We start from the raw sequence: 18,593 nt of genomic DNA, 5'->3' as shown, positions 1-18,593 counted from the left end.
GGTGCAGCTCGTTGTGCGAGTGCTTCCACTGGTCGGCCGCCGCGTTCCTGCGCTGGCACCGGCCGAGCCGGTGGCCCGCAGGACGCCGGGGTCAGCGGTCGGTGCCGCGACCGCTGGTCGGGGCCACCTGCCCGCCACCGCCGCTACCGGCTGACGCAGCGGCGTCCGCGTCATCCCACAGCTGCAGCAGCAGGCGGTTGACCTCGTCCGGGCGCTGCTGATGCGGGGCATGGTCACCGCGGTAGCGGTGCGGTGATCTCCAAGCCCTTGTCGACTGCCGCGACGAAGCGATCCGCCTGCTCAGGGGCGACTTCATCGACCCAGGCGCGCAGCACCGTCAGGAACCCGATGAGGTCGTGCTGTGCTGCTCGCAGCAGGTCGGGCAGGGCCGACCGGTCGAGGTCGACGTACTGCCGGCTGTCTTCGGGCTGTGCGGGCTGCGGCTCGGGGCGGCGACGAAGGCGGAGGACGTCCAGGACCCCGCGACGCGGTGGCTGGCGTGTGATGCTTCCGTCGTCGGTCCAGACGCGCACCACGTCGCCGAGAAACTCGAACTCTGGGCTCGGGTAGTCCCCCAGGAACACACCGCGTCCGTCGAGCGTGTGGAGCCACTCGCGCCAGTCCCCGATGTCACAGCAGCAGCCGGGCTCCACGGTCACGCCCGTCGTCTGGTCCACCACGAGGAACCCGCCCGGGAGGTACAAGTGGTCGAGGTCGCTGAGGAGGCTCAGTGCCGCGGCCGGCGTTTCGCGGACCGGCACCTCGTCAACGGGACGACTGCCAAAAAGAATCGCCCACACCGCCATGCCCACCTCAGCCGGGGTCATCTGGCCGTGCAGGCGAAGCCACGCGGGATCAGGCGACGCGACCGGCCAGAGGTCGAACGGCACGACGTCCACCGCCACGGGGCTGGCAACTGGTTCCAGGGTTGGCACCGCGCCACGATATCGGCGCGGCGCGCCTGAACGCCCGTCGATGCCTGCTTGATGTGACGGCGAGACGGCCCGCCCTGGCAGGTCGGCGGCAGACAGTGAGGATGGCGGTGTTTCGTTGGGCAGCCATCGGCCCTGGACCGGGTGGCTACGGGTTGACACGATGTGCCCCGTGACTGAGGTAGAGGTTGAGGATCGTGACGATCGGGCATGGCCGAAGGGTGCGATGCCCGTCTCGCTCTTGGTTGGCCCGGCGGTGGTTGCGGCCGGTATCACCGTGACAGCAGCCTCCAATCACGTGGCGCTCGCAGCGGTGTGCCTGTTGGCTGGCCTGGTGGTCGGCTCATCATTGATCGTCATCGGGATCCGTCGGTGGCTCGGCGGTCAGGCGTTCCCGGCCGCGTGCGGCATGGTTTCGGGGTTGGTCGCCGTTGGTGGAATGATTCTCACCTGGAAAACGGGGTTCGTCGGGGCAGGCGGGGCACTCCTCTTGGGGCTTGGCGGCGGATGTCTCCTTGCCAATGTCTGGGCGATCCGATCCGCACGGCGGAACCGTCGGCGGTGAGAGCAGCGCCGTCGGGGTGCGGCCCTTCTGGTCCTGCACCTCGCGGCCCACTCCTTTGTAGGTATGCCCCCTCCCCGGAGAGGCCGGCGGGAGGTACGGTCCATCGCCATGAGCTATGACCTGATCTTCGTGCCCCGAAGCGACGACCAGTCCTGGGATGACGCGTTGGACGCGGCGGAGGAGGCCGACAGCGACGAGCGCCCGAGCGGCGAAGCCTGGGCCCGACTGGTGGCGGTGGCGCGGCAGGTGCTCGGTGAGGTTTCCGTCTTCGAGGGAACCCACCACTACGAGTTGACCCACGAACCGACTGGCATCCAGGTCAGCTACTTCGCAGAAGAAGCTGGCATCACGGTTCCCTACTGGTACCGAGGCGGAGCTGCCCAGGCGATCGTCAAGGCGATGTATCAACTGGGCGAAGCCGTCCAGGCGGTCACGGGCCTGCCCGGGTACGACCCTCAGCTGGAACTGCCACTGTCGGATGCCGTCGCGCAGCCGCAGCTCGCCGTCCGGATCTTCGACGAGGTCGCAGCGTCCTTCGCGGAACGAGGGATCTCCAGTCCCAGCAACGGCTGAGTGACCACCAGGGTGACGGGAATGGTGGCTGTGTGCCGCGCATCGAGCTGGCCACGGACGTTCAGGCAGTCCCGGAAACCGTCTTCGACGCCTGCCTCGACGTTGACCTGCACACCGAGTCCATGGGGACCAGCGCCGAACGGGCGATCGGCGGCGTGACGACCGGCCGGTTGGCGGCCGGTGATGCCGTCACGTGGGAGGCCAGGCACTTCGGCCTCCCCTGGCGGATGACCGTTCGGATCACTGACTACCGCCGGCCGCACGGCTTCACGGACGAGCAGGTCAGCGGCCCGTTCGGCCGGTGGCGCCACGAGCACAGCTTCACGCCGAACTCGGCCAAGTCCTCGACAACCATCATGCGCGACGTCATCGACTTCACCGCGCCGATGGGGCCCGTTGGCGGCCTCGTGGCGAGCCTCATCCTGCGGCCGTACCTGCAACGCCTCATCGCCCGCCGTAACGCCTATCTCGCTGCCAGCGTGGGTCCCCCCACATGACGACCTCGCTGCCGCGCGCGGCCGAGTGCCGGGTACGGGGCGGGAGCCGCCGTACCCGGCACTGTGCCGGGTTCCGTCATTCAGGCAGCACCGCGCTGCCCTTCAGGAAGTTCTTGCCGGTGCCGTCGGCACGGTAGTTGTTCTCCACGTTGCCGGCCGCGTCGACCGAGAACCAGTGGATCCTGGTCCCGGCGGGCACGGTCAGCGTCTCGCCGCCCTCGCGGATGCCGGCGGAGGCGTAGAGCGTGGACGCGTAGGTCGGCGTGCTGCCGTCGAGGGTGTAGAAGACCGCCGCCGGCTCGCTGACCGTGAACGTCACGTCCACCATGCCGGGCGTGGCGCTGCGGGTCACCGACAGGCCGCTCTTCGGCCGCTGGTGGTCGGTGTCGAAGTCCCGGGCCACCCGCATCAGCTCGACGAGACCGTTGGAGAACTCCATCGTCTCGGCGTGCGCCTCGTCCCAGGCCGGCTGGAAGGAGGTGCCGACCTCGAAGTTCCAGGCGTAGATGCCGTACTTGTACCAGAGCATGTCGCCGGAGTTGCCGGCCGCCGAGTACAGCACGTCGGAGATCGGGCCGGTGCGCGCCGGCGTCACCGCCATGTTGCGGTGCCGCTTGATCGCGGTGAGGATCTGCGACGAGGCGCCCCAGAAGAACGACTCCTGGGCCAGCGTCGGCCGCGGCGCCGAGATCCGGCCGGGAGTGGCGTACGCCCCCGGCGACCACATGAAGTAGTTGCCGGAGGAGTGCAGGTTCATCGAGAACTTGATGTTCTTGTGCTGGGCCAGCCAGTCGAGGTTCTTGTCCTCCGGCTCGGACAGCTCGCTGGGCCCGGCGTAGGTGCCGCTGGTGCAGCTGCTGGACGCGCCCGAGTATCCGTCGAAGAGGCTGTACTCGGTGTAGTTGCGGTTGTTGTCCACGCCCCACGAGTTGCGGCCGAGGGCGTCGGCCGCATCGGTCAGCGGGCAGTGGTTGGTCATGTTCTTCCGCTGCGAGGCGTAGTCGTAGAACGAGTAGTGGCCGCCGTCCGGGTTGATCGACGGGGCGATCCAGATGTCCAGGTTGTTGAGCAGCTGCTTGGTGTGGCCGTCGTGGCCGTAGTTGCGCAGCAGCCGCTCGGCGGTCTCGACGGCGACCAGCGGCGGCACCCACTCCCGGGCGTGCTCCTGGGCGTACGCGAGGACACCCATCTTCGACCCGTCGCGGTGCTTGCCGATCCGGATGGCGTACACCGGGTGCGGGTCGCGGGAGACGCTGGCCGGGGCCTTCAGGTTGTCGGTGAGCACCGTCCGGGCGGCGGCCGGGACCACACCGGCACCGGCGTCACCGCGATAGGTGTACGCCCGGACGAGCGAGCCGGCGTTGGCGTTGAGCGCCGCGACGACCTGGGTGGCCGTGCTGGTCACCGTGCCGCTGGCGTTGGTCGCCAGGCTGACCCTGATGTCCTTGCCGGTCATGGTCACCGACAGCGGCCGGCCGGCGGTACCCGGGTTGACCAGCTCGACGGAGATGCCGTTGCCGCCCTCGTGCCCCCACGCCAGCGAGTCGACCGCCACCCGGTTGGCGTTTGTGGTGCCGAGCACCGCCTGCGCCTTGCGGCGGTAGCCGTTCGTCTTGTACGGCAGCTCGACGACCTCGGCGATGTCCGGGAACTCGGCGGCGAGCTGCTGGACCCGCGCGTACAGCTCGGTCGGCGTCAGATAGCTGGTGACGAAGTCCTTCTGGTAGCCCGGGCCCTCCGGGTCGTCGGCCGGGATGGGCAGCCATTCCTTCACCTGGGCGACGGCCACGCCGCCGGTCGGGCTGGTGATCCGGATCCGGTCGGGTCGGGTCGTCACCGTCGAGGCGCCGCGATGGTAGAGGTAGACGCCGGCGTCCACGAAGCGGGAGATGGTCTGGGTGCCGCCCGAGCCCAGCTCCGTGCCAGGGCCGCTGTCCCGGACCACCGTGAGCGTGCTGGTCGAGGTCTGGCCCTGGGCCCACTTCGCCTCGACCGACAGGATCTGGCTGGTGCCGGAGGTGTAGTAGTCAGCGCGGATGATTTTGACGTCCGAGGTGTTCGGGGCGTCCAGCGTCGCGGTGAAGGCCCGGTTCTCCGCGAGGTGCGAGGCGATGGTCGCCTCGCGCTCCTCGATGCGGTCCGCGGAGTCGCCGGGCCGGAGGAGGACGTCGCCGAGCCGGTAGCCCCTGGCACGCAGGAACGCCACCTCGCTGGGCGTGACCACAGCGTGGACGACGATGCCCTGCTCGGTGCGCGAGACGTGGTGGTCGAGGTCGACCCCGGTCGCGACGAGCTCGTCCAGCTCGGCACTGCCGTCGACCAGGACCTCCACCACGCTCGCTGCCTCGTCGGGGAGCCGGTTCAGCTCGACGCTCTCGCCGGCCCCCTCCTCGGCTGCGGGGACGGCGGTGGCCGGACTGACGAGCAGCAGGGCGGACACGGCCGCGACCGCGACCACGGGTGCCCGCCAGCGGCGGCCACCGGAATTGGGCATTCGCATTTCTTCCCTTTCTGTCGGTGGTGACGGAAACCTCGTGCCTCGACGGTTGGCGGAATCGAGGTCGGGTGCTCGGGGCGTGTGCTGGGACCGAACGGATGAGGGGTTGACGACATCGAGGCCGGCGCGGCGCCGGGCCCGGTGGCCGGCGTCCGAATTCACATCGGCAGACATCCAGAAGCGTGACTGTCCACGGGTTGGCCAATCCTGGACCCACCCAGCAGGCTTTGTCAACGATCGGGGTTTCCTCAATGGACCGGTCCGGGCCGGAATCGCGGAAATGTGTGGCGATCAGTGGCCCGACGGCGGTGACGACCGTGCGACAGGCGTAGGAGTCGAAGGCGGCCATCTTCCACAGGTGTCCGATGACCGGACGGAGGGTCGATTCGTAGGTTCGGTGCGACCGTCCCGGCGGTGCCCGTGTCCGTCCGGATGAGGGATCAAGATGCTGGTCGACGGCTGGTGTGGGGAGTGAGGAGCACGGATGCGAAGAGGGAGACTGGCCTGGCGGGCCTCGGTGGTGGCCATGGCGGTGGTGGCCACCGGCCTGCCGGCGAGCGGCGCGCTGGCCCGGCCGGGCGCCGACGAGCGACCCGTATTAGCGATCGACAATGGCGTCACCCAGCCGGTGTTCGGATATGCCGACGCCGTCCGGGAGCGGATTTTCGTCACCTCGGACGTCGACACGGACGGTGACGGAAAGCTGGATGTCGTGGCCATGGACATCATGCGCCCGAAGGCCAGTGAAAACGGGTTGAAGGTTCCTGTGGTGATGGACGCCAGCCCGTACTACTCGACGGTTTGCCGGGGCAACGAAAGTGAATGCAAGGCGGACGTCGACGGCGACGGGCTGAACGACAAATGGCCGCTCTTCTATGACAACTACTTCGTCCCGCGCGGCTACGCGGTGATTCTGCTCGACATGATCGGCACCAACAACTCGACCGGGTGCCCGGTCACCGGCGGCCGGGCCGACAACATCAGCGCGCCGACCGCCATCGACTGGCTCAACGGGCGCCGGCGCGGCTTCGACGCCGCCGGGCGGGAGGTCGTCGCCGACTGGCACAACGGCCGGACGGGCATGATCGGCAAGTCGTACGACGGCACCCTGGCCAACGCCGCGGCGGCGACCGGAGTCGACGGGCTGGCCACCATCGTGCCGATCTCGGCCATCTCGAGCTGGTACGACTACTCGCGCAGCAACGGCCTGGTCACCCGGGCGAACAACTACTCGGGCAGCCTCGCCAACACGGTCACCAACCCGGCCCGCCGGGCGTACTGCGCGCCGGTGCGGACGGCCCTCGGGCAGGGCGGCGACGACACCACCGGGGACTACAACGACTTCTGGGCGGAGCGCGACTACGTGCCGCACGCCGACCAGGTCAAGGCGAGCGTCTTCGTCGTACACGGGATCAACGACGACAACGTTCGCGCGGACCACTTCAGCAAGTGGTGGGAGGCGCTGGGCGCGCAGGGTGTGTCGCGCAAGCTCTGGATGACCGGCACCGGCCACGTCGACCCGTTCGACTTCCGTCGGGCGCGGTGGGTCGACACCCTGCACCGCTGGTTCGACTACTGGCTCCAGGGCATCGACAACGGGATCATGCGGGAGCCGGCCGTCGACATCGAGCGGGCGCCGGACGTCTGGGAGACGGCCAGCACCTGGCCGCTGCCGAACGCCCAGCCGACCCAGGTGTTCCTGCGGGCCGGGAGCAACGGTGCCCCCGGCGGCCTCTCGGTCCGGTCCGGTCCCGGCAACGCCAAGGCGACCTTCCAGGACACGCCCACGATGACCCAGGCCAACGCCATCCGGCACCCGTCGGACCCGGCGGCGAACACCGCCAACCGGCTGGTGTTCCTCTCCGCGCCGCTGGCGGCGCCCCTGCACATCTCGGGCACCCCGATCGTCCGGATCAACGCCACCGTCGACGGCGAGGACACCAGCTTCGCCGGCCTGCTCGTCGACTACAGCACCCGCGAGCGGTTCAGTACCGCCGGTGACGGGGTCCGCACGGTGACCGAGGAGGACTGCTGGGGTGAGACGGCCACCTGGGGTGGCCTGGCCGAGGACGCCTGCTACCGCAAGGTGGAGAAGAACGTCGCCAGCAACCCGCAGGAGCTGGTGACCAAGGGCATCATCGACGGCCTCAACCTGGATTCGCTGTCGGTGTCGACGCCGCTGGTGCCCGGGCAGAAGACCGAGGTCGACCTGAGCCTGCTGCCGGAGGACTACGTCTTCGCGGCCGGCAGCCAGATCGGGGTGGTCCTGCTCGGCTCGTACTCCGGCTACAGCAGCCGGGCCAAGCAGAGCCGGGCCAACATCACCGTCCACTTCGACCGTAGCCGGATCACCCTCCCGGTGGTCGGCGGTCGGCAGGCGGCGGTGGCGGCCGGCCTGTAGGAGATCGCGGGGGAGGGGCGCCGGACCGCCGGCGCCCCTCCCCCGGCACTACCCGGGCTGGTACTGGCCGGTCAGCCGGCCGAGCTTCAGCGCCAGGTGCAGGCAGAGCCGCTCGTTGCCGTCCTTCAGATCGGTGTCGGCGAGCAGTTCCACCCGCTGCAACCGGTAGTACAGCGTCGTCCGGTGCAACCGCAGCCGTTCCGCGGTCGCGTGGGCGTTGCCGGCCAGGTCGAGGTAGGTCTCCAGGGTTTCGAGCAGCACCTGCTGGGCCTCGTCGCCGAGCAGCCGGCCCAATCCCGGATGTACCCGCGCGACGTCCAGGTGCCGGGTGTCGACGCCCGACAGCAGCCGGTAGATCCCCAGATCGGACCAGCAGACGACCGGGCCCAGGGCGGGCAGCTGGGCGCCCACCCGGGTCGCCTGGAACGCCTCCTGGTAAGACAGCAGGCTCTCGTACAGCCGGGGTCGCGGGTCGCCGACGCCGAGGACCGTGCGCGCCACCGAGGAGAGGCCCCGGATGGACCCGCGCAGCGCCTGATCGAGGTGGGCGCCCACCTCCTCCGCGGGCACCCGGCCGGCACTCCGCCCCCCGCAGAGCAGCAGCACCCCGTGGTCGTGCCGGACCAGGTGCAGCGTCTCGCGCGACCCGACCCACTGCCGGGTGGCGACGAGGGCGTGCTCCAGGGCGAGCCGGGCGGCGTCGTCGAGCACGTCGTCCGGGGCCACGACGAGATGGGCGACCAGGGCGGTGACCTGGCCGTCGGTGGCGACCAGGCCGTCGGTCAGCAGCGATCGTACGGCCTCGCGCCGGGCCTCCGGGGACTCGACGAGGAGCGTCCGCGTCGCCTCCGCCTCCCGCTGCGAGGTCAGCTCGCCGAGCAGGTTCTCCCGGTAGAGCGCCAGCGACAGGTCCGGCATCGCCTCGGTCACCACGGAGATGTCATCGTCGGTCATCCCCTCGGCCTCGTCGATGAACCACACGAAGCCCAGCAGCAGGTCCTGGTGCCGGATCGGCACGCACACCCGGGGCAGCAGGTCCAGTTCCGGGGAGGCCGGGGTACGCACCGGCTGCCGGGCCTCCATGATCCCGATCTCCCGCGCCCAGGCGATCACCTCCGGGGTGGTGTGCCGGCGCAGGATCGAGCTGCGGCGCACCCCGTCGATCACCCCGCTGTGCTCGCTGTAGACGACGACCCGCTGGCGCCGGTCCTCGATCAGCGCCGGCCGTTTGACCCGCGCGGCGATCCGGTCGACGATGCGTTGCAGTTCCATGCGCATGCGCTTCTCCCGGAGCCAGCCCGGACCCCGCGAGGTCTTCGCTTGGCTCGGACTGGAAATGTGCTGGTAGGACGGTTGGCCTACCTTCGATGATGTTGGCTCGGTGGTCAATCCCCGTAACCTCACCGCAACATCCGTACCCGGTTGAGCCTCGGCGGTTTCGGCATATGTCGGAAGACCGCAGCGGGTCACCCTCCTAACGTGTGCGGGTGCCGGCCCGAAGGGCCAGGGCGTGCCGCCTGTCGGCGGATACGTCCGCGAGCGGAGTGTCGGGGGAAGGGAACAACGTCGTGGCCGCAACCAGGCCCTGGCAGGGCGTCATCGCCGCCGTCCCCACGCCGTTCCGGGCCGACCTCTCGGTCGACTACGACCGGCTCCAGGAGCACGTTCGCTGGCTCGCCGACGAGGGCTGCCAGGGAGTGACGCCGTGCGGCTCGCTGGGGGAGTACCGGTCGTTGTCCGACGGCGAGCGTGCCGACGTGGTCCGGGCCGTCGTCGAGGCCGCGCCGAGCGGCTGCGCGGTCGTGCCGGGCGTCGGCGGGTACGGCAGCCGGCAGGCCCGGCACTGGGCCGAGCAGGCCCGGGACGCGGGCGCGCAGGCGGTGCTCGCCCCGCCGCCGATCGGATACCCGGGCGGCGCCGCCGAGGTCGTCGCCCACTACCGCGAGGTGGCCGCGGTCGGGCTGCCGGTGGTGGTGTACGCCGACCCGGCCGAGACGCCGGTGGACCTGACGCCGGAGCTGCTCGCCCGCGTCGCCGAGACCGACGGGGTGGTCGCGGTGCGGGAGCGTGACGTACGCCGGCTGCACCACGTCCGCGACCTGTGCCCCCACCTCGACGTGCTGGTCGGGGCCGATGACCTGCTGCTGGAGTTGACCGTGTGCGGGGCGACCGGGTGGATCGCGCACTGCGCCAACGCCCTGCCCCGGTTCTGCCGACGACTGCAGCAGCTGTGCGCCGCCCGCGACCTGGCGGCGGCGCTGCCGCTCTACGCCCAGCTGCACCCCCTGCTCAGCTGGGACTCCCGGCCCGAAGTGGTCCAGGCCGTCAAGCTGACGATGGGGCTGGTCGGCCGGTACGGCGGCCCGTGCCGGCCGCCTCGCGGCCCGTTGCCGCCCGAGACCGAGGCACGGGTGCATCGGGACCTGCGGCGGGCGCTGCGGGCCGCCGCCGACGGGTAGCCGCGCCGGGGCCCGGCGACAAGTGTCCTGCACGTGTCGGAAGTGGCGGGTCCACCTGCCGACATCTGCACGGTGACCACCGAGCCGGCCGGCTCCTAGATTCGGATCGGGCGTGATCATGCCGGACGGCGAGTCCGCCCGGCTCGAATCGCCCGCCTTCAACCCCCGAGTGAAAGGTGATTCGATGCACCTTCTGCCCACCCGGCGTGCGGCGTGGCGTTCGGTGCTGGCTGCCGCGGTCACGGCCGTCCTGGTCGCCGCCGGCTCCGCCGGGCCGGCCTCCGCCGCACCGGGCGATCAGCCGGACGGGCCCGCCCCGTTCCATGCGATCGACCCGCAGCACTGGCAGAACCCGGACACGATGACCTGGGACGACTACAAGCCGGTACCGAACAAGAACTGGGCCGACCCCACCGTGCGCGGGTCGGTCCGCAACTTCAACATCGCGCTGGTCACGCTCGACTACCCGGACCAGCCGTTCGTCATCACCCAGGCGGCGAAGTCCTCGGTCTTCGGCAACCCGCAGGCGAGCGCGGCGAACGTGCCGCGGGAGCGTGTCGCCCAGTTCTACACCGAGTTCCTCAACAAGCCCAACGAGCTGAACCGGGGACACACCCTGCACGAGTACTGGATGCAGGACTCCAACGGCCGCTACGGCGTGGACCTCACCGGTTTCGGCCCGTTCAAGATGCCGTCGAAGTCGTACCAGTACGGCATCGACAACAGCTTCAACCCCGGCGCCTGCCCGTCGGGGGAGGCGTGCAGCCGGAACATCCGTACCGACGGGCTGGGCGCCTGGCGCGCGGCGGTCGGCGAGGAGGTGGCCAACAGCTACGAACTGGTCTTCATCCTCTCGGCCGGCCAGGACGAGTCCTCGACCTGGCAGGAGTTCGGCCAGATGATGTTCCAGAACAAGGAGGACGTGCCGGACGCGTGGGGCCCGCCGGACCCCAACCTGCCCAACTACGCCAAGACCCGGTACGTCGACTGGACGTCCTGGAAGGCCGCGGCCACCATCTGGCCGAACGCGGGCGGTGGCTCATCCACCCAGGCGGAGAGCTCGGGCATGGGCGTGTACGCGCACGAGCTGACCCACCTGCTGAGCATCGGGGACAACTACAACAACCCGTACGGGGTCCCGCTGCGCCGCGCGTACACCGGCATCTGGAGCATGATGTCGCGTGGCTCCTTCAACGGTCCGGGCGGGCCGCACACCCGCTGGCAGATCCCACCGGTCAACGGCGGCTCGATGGGCTCGCTGCACATGCTGCGGGACAAACTGAAGATCAAGCTGCTCGGTGAGGAGCACGTGCTGCGGCTGTCCCGGGAGGGGCTCGCCACCTCCGGCCTGGTGGTCGCCGACGTCACCGCCCGCGCGGTGGACGCCGGGGACGGCCTGACCGGCATCAACATCGCGATGAACCAGGACCGCTCCCCGGCGTGCAACGTCAACACCGACCCGCTCTGCGACGGCGGCCGGTACAACAACTACACCGTCGAGGTCGTCGACCGGATGGGCGCGGACTCGTTCACCCCGGACAGCGGTGTGCTGCTCAGCAAGACCAAGAACGCCGACAGCGCGCCGTTCGTGTGGGTGATCGACGCGAATCCGCAGGACATCGACATGGTGGACTTCTACCAGCCGAACGGCACCCCGCAGAAGATCACCATGGGCGACTACCGGCAGCTGTCCGACGCGCTGTTCCACGCCGGCGCCAACTCCGGCAGCGAGTACGAGTACGTGGACGAGGCCAACCGGCTGCACTTCTACGTGCTCAACCTCCGCCGGGACGCCGACGGCGTGCTGTCGTACACGGTGGCGGTCCGGTCGCTGGACGGCATCGGCCCGAGCGAGCACGGCGTGGCCCTCTCCAAGGGCTCCCTGATCACCCGGGGCAAGCCGGCCGGCAAGGGCGCGTTCTGCACGTTCGACCTGACCAACACCGGGACGTACGTGGCGGGCGAGCAGTCGCACCCGGAGGACGCCAGCGCGTACCTGAAGTCCGACGTGTACCGGCTCTCGGCGACCGTGGCCGGCAAGGGTTGGCGGGTGGAGGTGCCCAACGAGCTGGCCACGGCCCAGTTCGGCGCCACCACCCCGGTCGACGTCTCCGTCGGCGCGACCGGCGACGCGGCGGCGACCACCCTGGTGACGCTCACCGCCACCTCGGAGAGCGACCCGAGCAAGACCGTGACCAGCCAGTGCCGGGTCGAACGACCCCGCGCGCTGATCAGCTGACCCACGAGACGGCCCGGGGCGGTGGGGGACCCTTCGCCCCATCGCCCCGGGCTCCGTCCCGACGATCTGGGAGGACCGATGAGACGCCTGCTGGCCCTGCTGTGGCTGCCGTCGCTGCTCGCCGGCGCGCTGACCGCCTGCGGCGGCGCCGAGGAGGCCCGGTCGGCGATGACCGTGCGGGTGCTCGTGCGCGACATCAACATCCGGCCGGAGGGCGTGGCGTGCGCCGGCACCGGCCCCTACACCCACTTCCACAATCGGGCGCCGTTCCAGGTGATCGACGCCGCCGGCCGCACCCTCGCCGAGGGCTCGCTGTCGTCGGGCACGTCCGTGGCGACCTTCGAGGAGGACCTGGAGGTGGCGCGCGTCCCGACGTACTGCGAGTTCGCCGTGCCGGTCAACCTGGTCGCCCGGGACACCTACCGGCTGGTCGTCGACGGCCACCCGCCGATCGACCTGACCCCGAACAGCAGCGAGGGGCCCGCGCTGGTCGCGGTGGTGCCGTCGTGACCCGCGGGTACGCCGCCCGGCTGGTCGCCGGGATGCTGACGCTCCTCGCGCTGCTCTCCCCGGCCGCCTGCTCCGACGACGCGCCGGCGCGGCCGGAGCCGGTCTCCGGTGGGGCCGGGGTACTGCCCGGCCCGGTGCCGGCGGGTCTCGCGCTGCGGCCGGCCCCGTCCGGTGTGCCGCGTGCGCCGGCCGTCACCGGCCCGCTCACCGACGGGAGCGCGGTCGCCTTCGCCGACCTGTGGGCCGACCGTCCGGTCGTGCTGGTCTTCTTCAGCTCCTGGTGCACCCTCTGCGCGCAGCGACAGGACGCGCTGAGCGAACTGGCCCGCACCCACCGGGACCGGGTCGTCTTCGTCGGGGTGGCCACCGAGGACAAACCGCAGGATGTGCAGCAGTACCTGCGGGAACACCGGGTGGAGTATCCGGTGGTGGTCGACGGCGACGGCGCGATCTGGCAGGCGTACGCGGTCCGCGAGCCACCGGCCGTGGTGATGATCGCCAAGGGCGGCGCGCTGCTGCGCGGCTGGCCGGGCGGGGTCGACGCGCCGACCCTCGACGGCAAGCTCCGCGAGCTGGTTCTTGCCTCCTGACCGGCGCCGGTGGCCGCGCCGGTCAGGGGCGCGGCGCGACCGGACGGCCGCGTCGTCAGCCGGGCTCGTCGAGCGTTCGGCGCTGCGGGTAGACGGTCTCGCCCCGGGCCAGCATGGCGACGAACTGCGCGATCCGGCGCTGCCGGGTCTCGGCCCGCTTGGCGGTGGCGAGCCGGTGCAGGACGGCGTACCGGTTCCGGGCGGTGAGGATGTCGAACATGGCCCGGGCCCGGGGCTCGGCGGCCAGCGCGGCGGCCAGGTCCTCGGGCACCTCCGCCGTCGACTGCCCCGCGTACGCGGCCTCCCAGCGGCCGTCGGCCTTGGCGCGTTCCACCTCGGCGAGCCCGGCCGGGTGCATGCGGCCCTCGGCGAGCAGCCTGGCGACGATGCCGACGTTCCGCGCCGACCAGGGGCTACGCGCTCGGCGCGGCGTGAACCGCTGGCGGTAGGTGTGCTCGTCCCGGCGCTTCACCTGGCCGTCGATCCAGCCGTGGCAGAGGGCCTCGTCGAGCGCCTGGTCGTAGTCGAGGGTGGTCGGGCCGGCGCTGCCGCGCTTCGCCAGCACCAGCCACACGCCCTTCGGGTCGGCGTGGTGTGCGCCGAGCCACCGCCGCCAGGCGTCCGCATCCGCGACGATCAGCTCGGGCGGTTCACCGGGCGGTGACCCGGCGCGGTCCCCGGCGGTCACCGCGGTCTCCGGGTCCGTGACGGCGACAGGGTCGGCAACGGGCTCAGCGAGGGCGACCAGGTCGGCGTCGGTGTCGGCCGGTCGCTCGGGCTCGGGCTGGGGGTGGGGCTGGGGTGCGACGGCGTCGCGGTGGGCGTCGGCCGAGGGGAGAGCGTCGGGGACGAGCTGGGCGGCGCCGGCCGGTCCGTGGTGGGCGGCGGGGTGTCGCCCGGGAACTTCGGCTCGTCGAACCGGTACTTGTCCGGGTCGAGCTTCAAGGCCGCGGTCGCCTGCTCCATGAACTGTCGCCAGATCGGCCCGGGGCCGGTGGACCCGTACACCTCGTAGCTGCCGTCGCTGGTCTTCAGCGGCTTGCCGTCGGTGGTGCCGAGCCAGACCGCGGCCGCGAGGGCGCCGGTCCACCCGACCATCCAGGTGTGCACGTTCTGCGTGGTGCTCTGCCCCGCCTGCCAGGTGCCGGTTTTGCCGGCGGAGTCCCAGCCGTTGTCCAGCTTGGCGGCCTTCACCCGGCGCAGGGTCCAGTCGAGCTGGTTGATCGCCTCCTCGTCCAGGCCGAGGTCGGTCTGCGCCAGCTGCTCGGTGTAGATCTTGTCCTCGCCCTTGGTCACCGAGCGGACGAAGTGCGCCTCGGCTCGCTTCCCGCCGGCCGCGAAGGTCGCCATGCCGTTCGCGTGGTCCTGCACGGTGATGCCGTACTGGCCGATCCCGACCTCGGTGGAGAAGCGCTTGGCGGCCTCCGCGGCCGGCTTGTCGCGCAGGTCCACCCGTTGCGGCTGCGGGTTGCCCTGCTCGGTCGCCCACATCGAGTCGACCCCGGCCCGCTTCGCCATGTCGATGACCTTGGCGATGCCCAGCTTCTCGGTGAGCTCGAAGTAGGTGACGTTCAGCGAGGCGACGGTCGCCTCCCAGAGCGCGCAGTCCGGCTGGCAGGCGGCGTGCTCGGCGTTGCGGATCGGGCCGGCCGGGCTGCCCTTGGTGCGCCCCGACTCGGGAAACTCCTTGGTCTCCGGCGAGTCGAAGTGCCGCTTCACCGAGATCTCGTCCTTCACCGCAGCGGCCAGGTCGTACACCTTGAACGACGACCCGGGCGGATGCTGGCCGAATCCGCGGGCCTGGCCGTTCTCGTCGTAGTACCAGCCGGCGTAGTCGGCGCCGGTGCCGCTGTCGCCGCCGTAGTAGCCGAGCACCCGGCCGGTGCCCGGCTCCACCGCCACCAGCGCGGCCTGCCAGTTCTTCGGCTGGTCGCGGACCGCCTCCGGCGCGGTGTCGCGGCGGATGTCGGCGGCCGCCTCGGCCGCCTCCTGGACCCGCTTGTCGACGGTCGTGACGATCTTGTAGCCACCGTCGCGGATGACCTCGTCCGGCTTGCCCTGGAACTGTTCGGTCTGGCGCAGCTCGCTGAGCACGTGGTTGACCACGAGGCCGGTGGGCCGGTCGAGCCCGGACCGGCCGGCGTTGGGGTCGATCGGCTTGACCGTGTCCGGGTACGCCAGGTTCGCCGCCTGCTCGGGCGTCAGGTAGCCCAGCTTCACCATGCCGTCGCGGATGTAGTTCCAGCGGTCGATCGAGTTCTGCCGGGCCCTGGCGTTGCGTCGCGGATCGTAACCGGGCGAACCCTCCGGGTCCGCCGGGTCGGCTTCCGGCTGCTTCACCATCGCGCAGAGCACCATCGCCTCGGCTTGGGTCAGCTGCTGGGACGGCGGCGCGTCGCGACGTACCGTCTTGCCGAAGTAGGTCTGCGCGGCCGCCTCGATCCCGTAGGCACCGCGGCCGAACGGGACCGTGTTGAGGTAGAAGCCGAGGATCTCCTCCTTGCTGTACTTGTCGTCCAGCTTCCAGGCGATGACCGCCTCACGCAGCTTCCGCGAGTAGGTGACCCCGCGCAGGTCGGCGGCGACCCGCGCGTACTGCTGGGTGATGGTGGAGGCGCCCTGCCGCTGCCCGCCGGTGAGGTTCGACCAGGCGGCGCGGAGCACGCCGCTGAAGTCGATGCCCTTGTTGGTCCAGAAGGTGCGGTCCTCGGCCGCCACGATGGCCTGCTTAGCCGAGTCGTTCATCTGGTCGTACGGGACGATCGTGCGGTTCTCCTCGCCCAGCTTCGCCATCGGGGTGCGGCCGTCGGCGTAGTAGACGGTCGTCGACTCGGGAAGTTTGAGGTCGGTGGGCGTGGGCACGCTGTCGAAGTAGTAGCCGCCGGCCACCAGGCCGGTGCCGGCCAGCAGCGCGAAGACCGCCAGGAAGATCAGGAAACGCTGCCGTCGGCGCTTCCGCCCCCGAGTCGGGGCGGTGGCAGCGCCGGCGGCGTCGTTGTCATCGGTTGGAAGCATCCGCACCCGTTACCCTCCGACTGTTCGGCCGAATCGTGTCCCTACTCGGCCTGCCACCGTAGTAGACCTGCGCAGACGCCGCCCGAGGCTTGCCGGGTTCGGGGTGGTTTCCGCCACCGCCGAGACATTGACAGCCGCATCTGGACGGGGCATCGTCGGACCAGCCTCGGGAACGCTCCCATCGGTCGTTCCCCTGTCCGAGCAGGAGCGATGACGTGGCCCTGACATCCTCGAGGCGGCGTGCCGCCACCGCCCTCGCCGCCGTCGCCGTGGCTCTCGCCGCGGCCGCCGCCGTCCCGGCCGAACCGGCCCGAGCCGGCATCCGCGACGCCGTCACCTTCTACACCCCGCGCCCCGACCACGGCGCCGTCCGGCAGATCGCCGCCCTGACCGCCGCCGGGCAGTACCGCCAGGCGGCCGAGCTGGGCACCATGATCGGTACGCCCCAGGCCGTCTGGGTGACCGGCGGCTCGGGGCAGGCGCTGACCCGGTCCGTGCAGGCCGAGGTCAAGCGGGCGACGGGCAAGAAGACGGTGCCCGTGCTGGTCGCGTACAACATCCCGTTCCGCGACTGCTCCCAGTACTCGGCCGGCGGGGCCACCTCGGTCGCGGAGTACCGGGCCTGGATCGACGCCCTCGCCGCCGGCATCGGCGACCACGAGGTGGCGGTGATGCTGGAGCCGGACGGCCTCGGCATCATCCCCTGGTACACCACCATCAACGGCAGCCAGGAGTGGTGCCGCCCCGCCGAGGCGGACCCGGCCACCGCCGCCGCCGACCGCTTCGCCATGCTCAACTACGCGGTCGACACGCTGACGGCCCGGCCGCGCACCAGCGTCTACCTCGACGGCACGCACAGCGCCTGGCTGGGGGTCGGCGACCTCGCCGACCGGCTCGTCAAGGCCGGTGTCGGCAAGGCCGACGGATTCTTCCTCAACGTCTCCAACTACGAGACCACCGAGCGCCAGCTGAAGTACGGCAACTGGATCTCCAAGTGCGTCCACTACGGCACCCGGGGCCCGGAGTGGGCACGCGGGCACTTCGACTGGTGCGCCAGCCAGTACTACCCGGCCGACCCCGCCGACTTCAGCACCTGGGTTCGCACCGACGCCTGGTACGCCGAGAACGTCGGCGCCGTGCCGGCCGATCGGCTCGCCCACTTCGTCGTGGACACCAGCCGCAACGGGCAGGGGCCGTGGACCCCGCCGGCCGGGGTGAGCTGGCCCGACCCGCAGACCTGGTGCAACCCGCCGAACCGGGGCCTGGGCGCGCGTCCCACCACGGCCACCGGTGACCCGCTGGCCGACGCGTTCCTGTGGGTGAAGACGCCCGGCCAGTCCGACGGGGAGTGCGACCGGGGCACCGGCACCGGGCGCGACCCTGCCCGGGGCGGCATCGCCGACCCGGCCGCCGGCGCGTGGTTCGACCAGCAGGCTCTCGAACTCGTGACGTACGCGAACCCGCCGTTGCGCTGACGGCCCGGCCGGGGCGGTCCCTCGTCGCGGGGCCGCCCCGGCCGGTCCTCGGCGGTGGGTCGGTTCCGCCCTAGCGCAACGCCCAGCCGTTGGCACGGTCGTTGCGCCTCAGCTCGGTCGGGCGTGCCGGCCAGCGGATGTTGCCGCTGGAGCGGCCGGTCCAGAACGGCGACAGCCGCCACATCGGGTGGGTGGTCGTGCCGCCGGGCACCGGGAAGGGTTCCCGGTCGGTGTATCCGTGCTGGTGGAAGAGGTCCCGGTCCGCCTCGCTGAAGGCCTCCGCGTACGTCGGCAGGCCCAGCGTGTCCATCCAGCGCTGCGCCCCGGTGAGGACGGCGGCGGCGCGCCGCGCCCGGGACCGGCCCGGCGCGGCCAGCAGCGCGAGATGGTTGTGCGCCGCGACGGGACGCCGCGCGACGAGGGCCCGGTCGAGCAGGTCGAAACGGTCCCGGTGCTCGCCGCACGCCTCGGCGAGGCGGTCGGCGTATCGCGCCGGTGGTGGGATCGGCCGGTAGCGGTGGAACCAGACGGCCGCCGCCGATCCGTCCTGGAGCAGGAACGCGTCGCCGAAGAGCAGTGCGTGTTCGGTCCAGATCCGGGCCACGGCGGCGAGCACGGACGGCCGGCGCAGCTCGTCGGGGACGAGCCAGGCGCCGAGGGCGGTGGGGTGGAGGGCGTCGGCGACGAGATCGGCGATCCAGCCGATGTCGCCCCACCGCGCCCGGATGACGGGAGTGGTCACGCTCATGGGTAACTCCTGGTCACCATCGTGATGGATTACGTCGGGAAGGGCGCCGGCGCGGGGCGCGCGGGGCGCGGGCCACCAGGGGCCGTCAGGTC

At 71.3% G+C, this 18,593-nt stretch carries 15 protein-coding genes; 9 read left to right on the top strand and 6 right to left on the bottom strand.

The features are described 5' to 3' along the window. Positions 1 to 233 precede the first annotated feature (233 nt). Entirely contained in the window at positions 234 to 935 is a 702-nt protein-coding gene (locus ABZ570_RS20465) for a hypothetical protein (protein WP_358065673.1), read from the bottom strand. A gap of 169 nt (positions 936 to 1,104) precedes the next feature. Here ABZ570_RS20465 and ABZ570_RS20460 point away from each other — a divergent pair, with 169 nt between their 5' ends. The 3 genes from ABZ570_RS20460 (at position 1,105) to ABZ570_RS20450 (ending at position 2,567) form a co-directional block, all read left to right on the top strand. Then, entirely contained in the window at positions 1,105 to 1,497 is a 393-nt protein-coding gene (locus ABZ570_RS20460; RefSeq protein ID WP_358065670.1) for a hypothetical protein, read from the top strand. Between the two features lie 108 nt (positions 1,498 to 1,605). Then, positions 1,606 to 2,070, top strand: a complete 465-nt coding sequence (locus ABZ570_RS20455; protein ID WP_358065667.1) for a hypothetical protein — start codon at positions 1,606 to 1,608, stop codon at positions 2,068 to 2,070. Positions 2,071 to 2,102: 32 nt separating this feature from the next. Continuing rightward, the gene (locus tag ABZ570_RS20450; RefSeq protein ID WP_358065664.1) at positions 2,103 to 2,567 is read left to right on the top strand and encodes an SRPBCC family protein; all 465 of its coding nucleotides are present in this window, start codon (positions 2,103 to 2,105) and stop codon (positions 2,565 to 2,567) included. 76 nt (positions 2,568 to 2,643) lie between these two features. On the opposite strand, the gene ABZ570_RS20445 is transcribed toward ABZ570_RS20450, so the two are convergent. After that, positions 2,644 to 5,061: a M14 family metallopeptidase gene (locus ABZ570_RS20445; RefSeq protein ID WP_358065661.1), complete on the bottom strand. Its 2,418-nt coding sequence runs from the start codon at positions 5,059 to 5,061 to the stop codon at positions 2,644 to 2,646. Positions 5,062 to 5,548: 487 nt separating this feature from the next. On the opposite strand from ABZ570_RS20445, the gene ABZ570_RS20440 reads away from it, so the two are divergent. Further along, a complete protein-coding gene (locus ABZ570_RS20440) occupies positions 5,549 to 7,465 on the top strand; it encodes a Xaa-Pro dipeptidyl-peptidase (RefSeq protein ID WP_358065658.1) in 1,917 nt (638 codons plus the stop codon). A 48-nt stretch (positions 7,466 to 7,513) separates the two neighbouring features. Here the strand turns inward: ABZ570_RS20440 and ABZ570_RS20435 are convergent, their stop codons facing one another. Beyond that, the gene (locus tag ABZ570_RS20435) at positions 7,514 to 8,743 is read right to left on the bottom strand and encodes a helix-turn-helix domain-containing protein (RefSeq protein WP_358065655.1); all 1,230 of its coding nucleotides are present in this window, start codon (positions 8,741 to 8,743) and stop codon (positions 7,514 to 7,516) included. A gap of 290 nt (positions 8,744 to 9,033) precedes the next feature. Here ABZ570_RS20435 and ABZ570_RS20430 point away from each other — a divergent pair, with 290 nt between their 5' ends. From ABZ570_RS20430 to ABZ570_RS20415, 4 genes are all read left to right on the top strand, one after another. Continuing rightward, positions 9,034 to 9,924 (top strand): dihydrodipicolinate synthase family protein, encoded by an 891-nt coding sequence (locus ABZ570_RS20430; RefSeq protein ID WP_358065652.1) that lies wholly within the window; start codon positions 9,034 to 9,036, stop codon positions 9,922 to 9,924. A 184-nt stretch (positions 9,925 to 10,108) separates the two neighbouring features. Then, entirely contained in the window at positions 10,109 to 12,163 is a 2,055-nt protein-coding gene (locus ABZ570_RS20425; RefSeq protein ID WP_358065649.1) for a M6 family metalloprotease domain-containing protein, read from the top strand. A 78-nt stretch (positions 12,164 to 12,241) separates the two neighbouring features. Further along, positions 12,242 to 12,673 carry a hypothetical protein gene (locus tag ABZ570_RS20420; RefSeq protein ID WP_358065646.1) on the top strand — a complete coding sequence of 144 codons (432 nt, stop codon included), beginning with the start codon at positions 12,242 to 12,244 and terminating at the stop codon, positions 12,671 to 12,673. Then, positions 12,670 to 13,263, top strand: coding sequence for a TlpA disulfide reductase family protein (locus ABZ570_RS20415; protein ID WP_358065643.1), 594 nt, complete (start codon positions 12,670 to 12,672; stop codon positions 13,261 to 13,263). The genes ABZ570_RS20420 and ABZ570_RS20415 overlap by 4 nt, the downstream gene beginning before the upstream one ends. Before the next feature lie 55 nt (positions 13,264 to 13,318). On the opposite strand, the gene ABZ570_RS20410 is transcribed toward ABZ570_RS20415, so the two are convergent. Continuing rightward, positions 13,319 to 13,951, bottom strand: coding sequence for a YdeI/OmpD-associated family protein (locus ABZ570_RS20410; RefSeq protein WP_358065640.1), 633 nt, complete (start codon positions 13,949 to 13,951; stop codon positions 13,319 to 13,321). Continuing rightward, on the bottom strand, positions 13,948 to 16,278 hold the full coding sequence (locus tag ABZ570_RS20405) for a transglycosylase domain-containing protein (protein ID WP_358065637.1): 2,331 nt from the start codon (positions 16,276 to 16,278) through the stop codon (positions 13,948 to 13,950). Before ABZ570_RS20405 ends, ABZ570_RS20410 begins: the two co-directional genes overlap by 4 nt. A 215-nt stretch (positions 16,279 to 16,493) precedes the next feature. On the opposite strand from ABZ570_RS20405, the gene ABZ570_RS20400 reads away from it, so the two are divergent. Continuing rightward, a complete protein-coding gene (locus ABZ570_RS20400) occupies positions 16,494 to 17,753 on the top strand; it encodes a glycoside hydrolase family 6 protein (protein ID WP_358065634.1) in 1,260 nt (419 codons plus the stop codon). 70 nt (positions 17,754 to 17,823) lie between these two features. Here the strand turns inward: ABZ570_RS20400 and ABZ570_RS20395 are convergent, their stop codons facing one another. Continuing rightward, positions 17,824 to 18,501, bottom strand: a complete 678-nt coding sequence (locus ABZ570_RS20395; protein WP_358065631.1) for a hypothetical protein — start codon at positions 18,499 to 18,501, stop codon at positions 17,824 to 17,826. Between the last annotated feature and the right edge of the window lie 92 nt (positions 18,502 to 18,593).

The sequence above is a fragment of the Micromonospora sp. NPDC007271 genome, assembly GCF_040634005.1.
Taxonomy (GTDB): Bacteria; Actinomycetota; Actinomycetes; order Mycobacteriales; family Micromonosporaceae; genus Micromonospora.
Note: the sequence above shows the minus strand (reverse complement) of the source record. Positions and strands in the feature narration are given on the sequence as shown.

Coding starts and splice junctions, on each gene's coding strand:
- ABZ570_RS20420 (WP_358065646.1), top strand. CDS start 12,242: ATGAGACGCCTGCTGGCCCTGCTGTGGCTGCCGTCGCTGCTCGCCGGC.
- ABZ570_RS20445 (WP_358065661.1), bottom strand. CDS start 5,061: ATGCCCAATTCCGGTGGCCGCCGCTGGCGGGCACCCGTGGTCGCGGTC.
- ABZ570_RS20455 (WP_358065667.1), top strand. CDS start 1,606: ATGAGCTATGACCTGATCTTCGTGCCCCGAAGCGACGACCAGTCCTGG.
- ABZ570_RS20440 (WP_358065658.1), top strand. CDS start 5,549: ATGCGAAGAGGGAGACTGGCCTGGCGGGCCTCGGTGGTGGCCATGGCG.
- ABZ570_RS20405 (WP_358065637.1), bottom strand. CDS start 16,278: ATGCTTCCAACCGATGACAACGACGCCGCCGGCGCTGCCACCGCCCCG.
- ABZ570_RS20435 (WP_358065655.1), bottom strand. CDS start 8,743: ATGCGCATGGAACTGCAACGCATCGTCGACCGGATCGCCGCGCGGGTC.
- ABZ570_RS20425 (WP_358065649.1), top strand. CDS start 10,109: ATGCACCTTCTGCCCACCCGGCGTGCGGCGTGGCGTTCGGTGCTGGCT.
- ABZ570_RS20395 (WP_358065631.1), bottom strand. CDS start 18,501: ATGAGCGTGACCACTCCCGTCATCCGGGCGCGGTGGGGCGACATCGGC.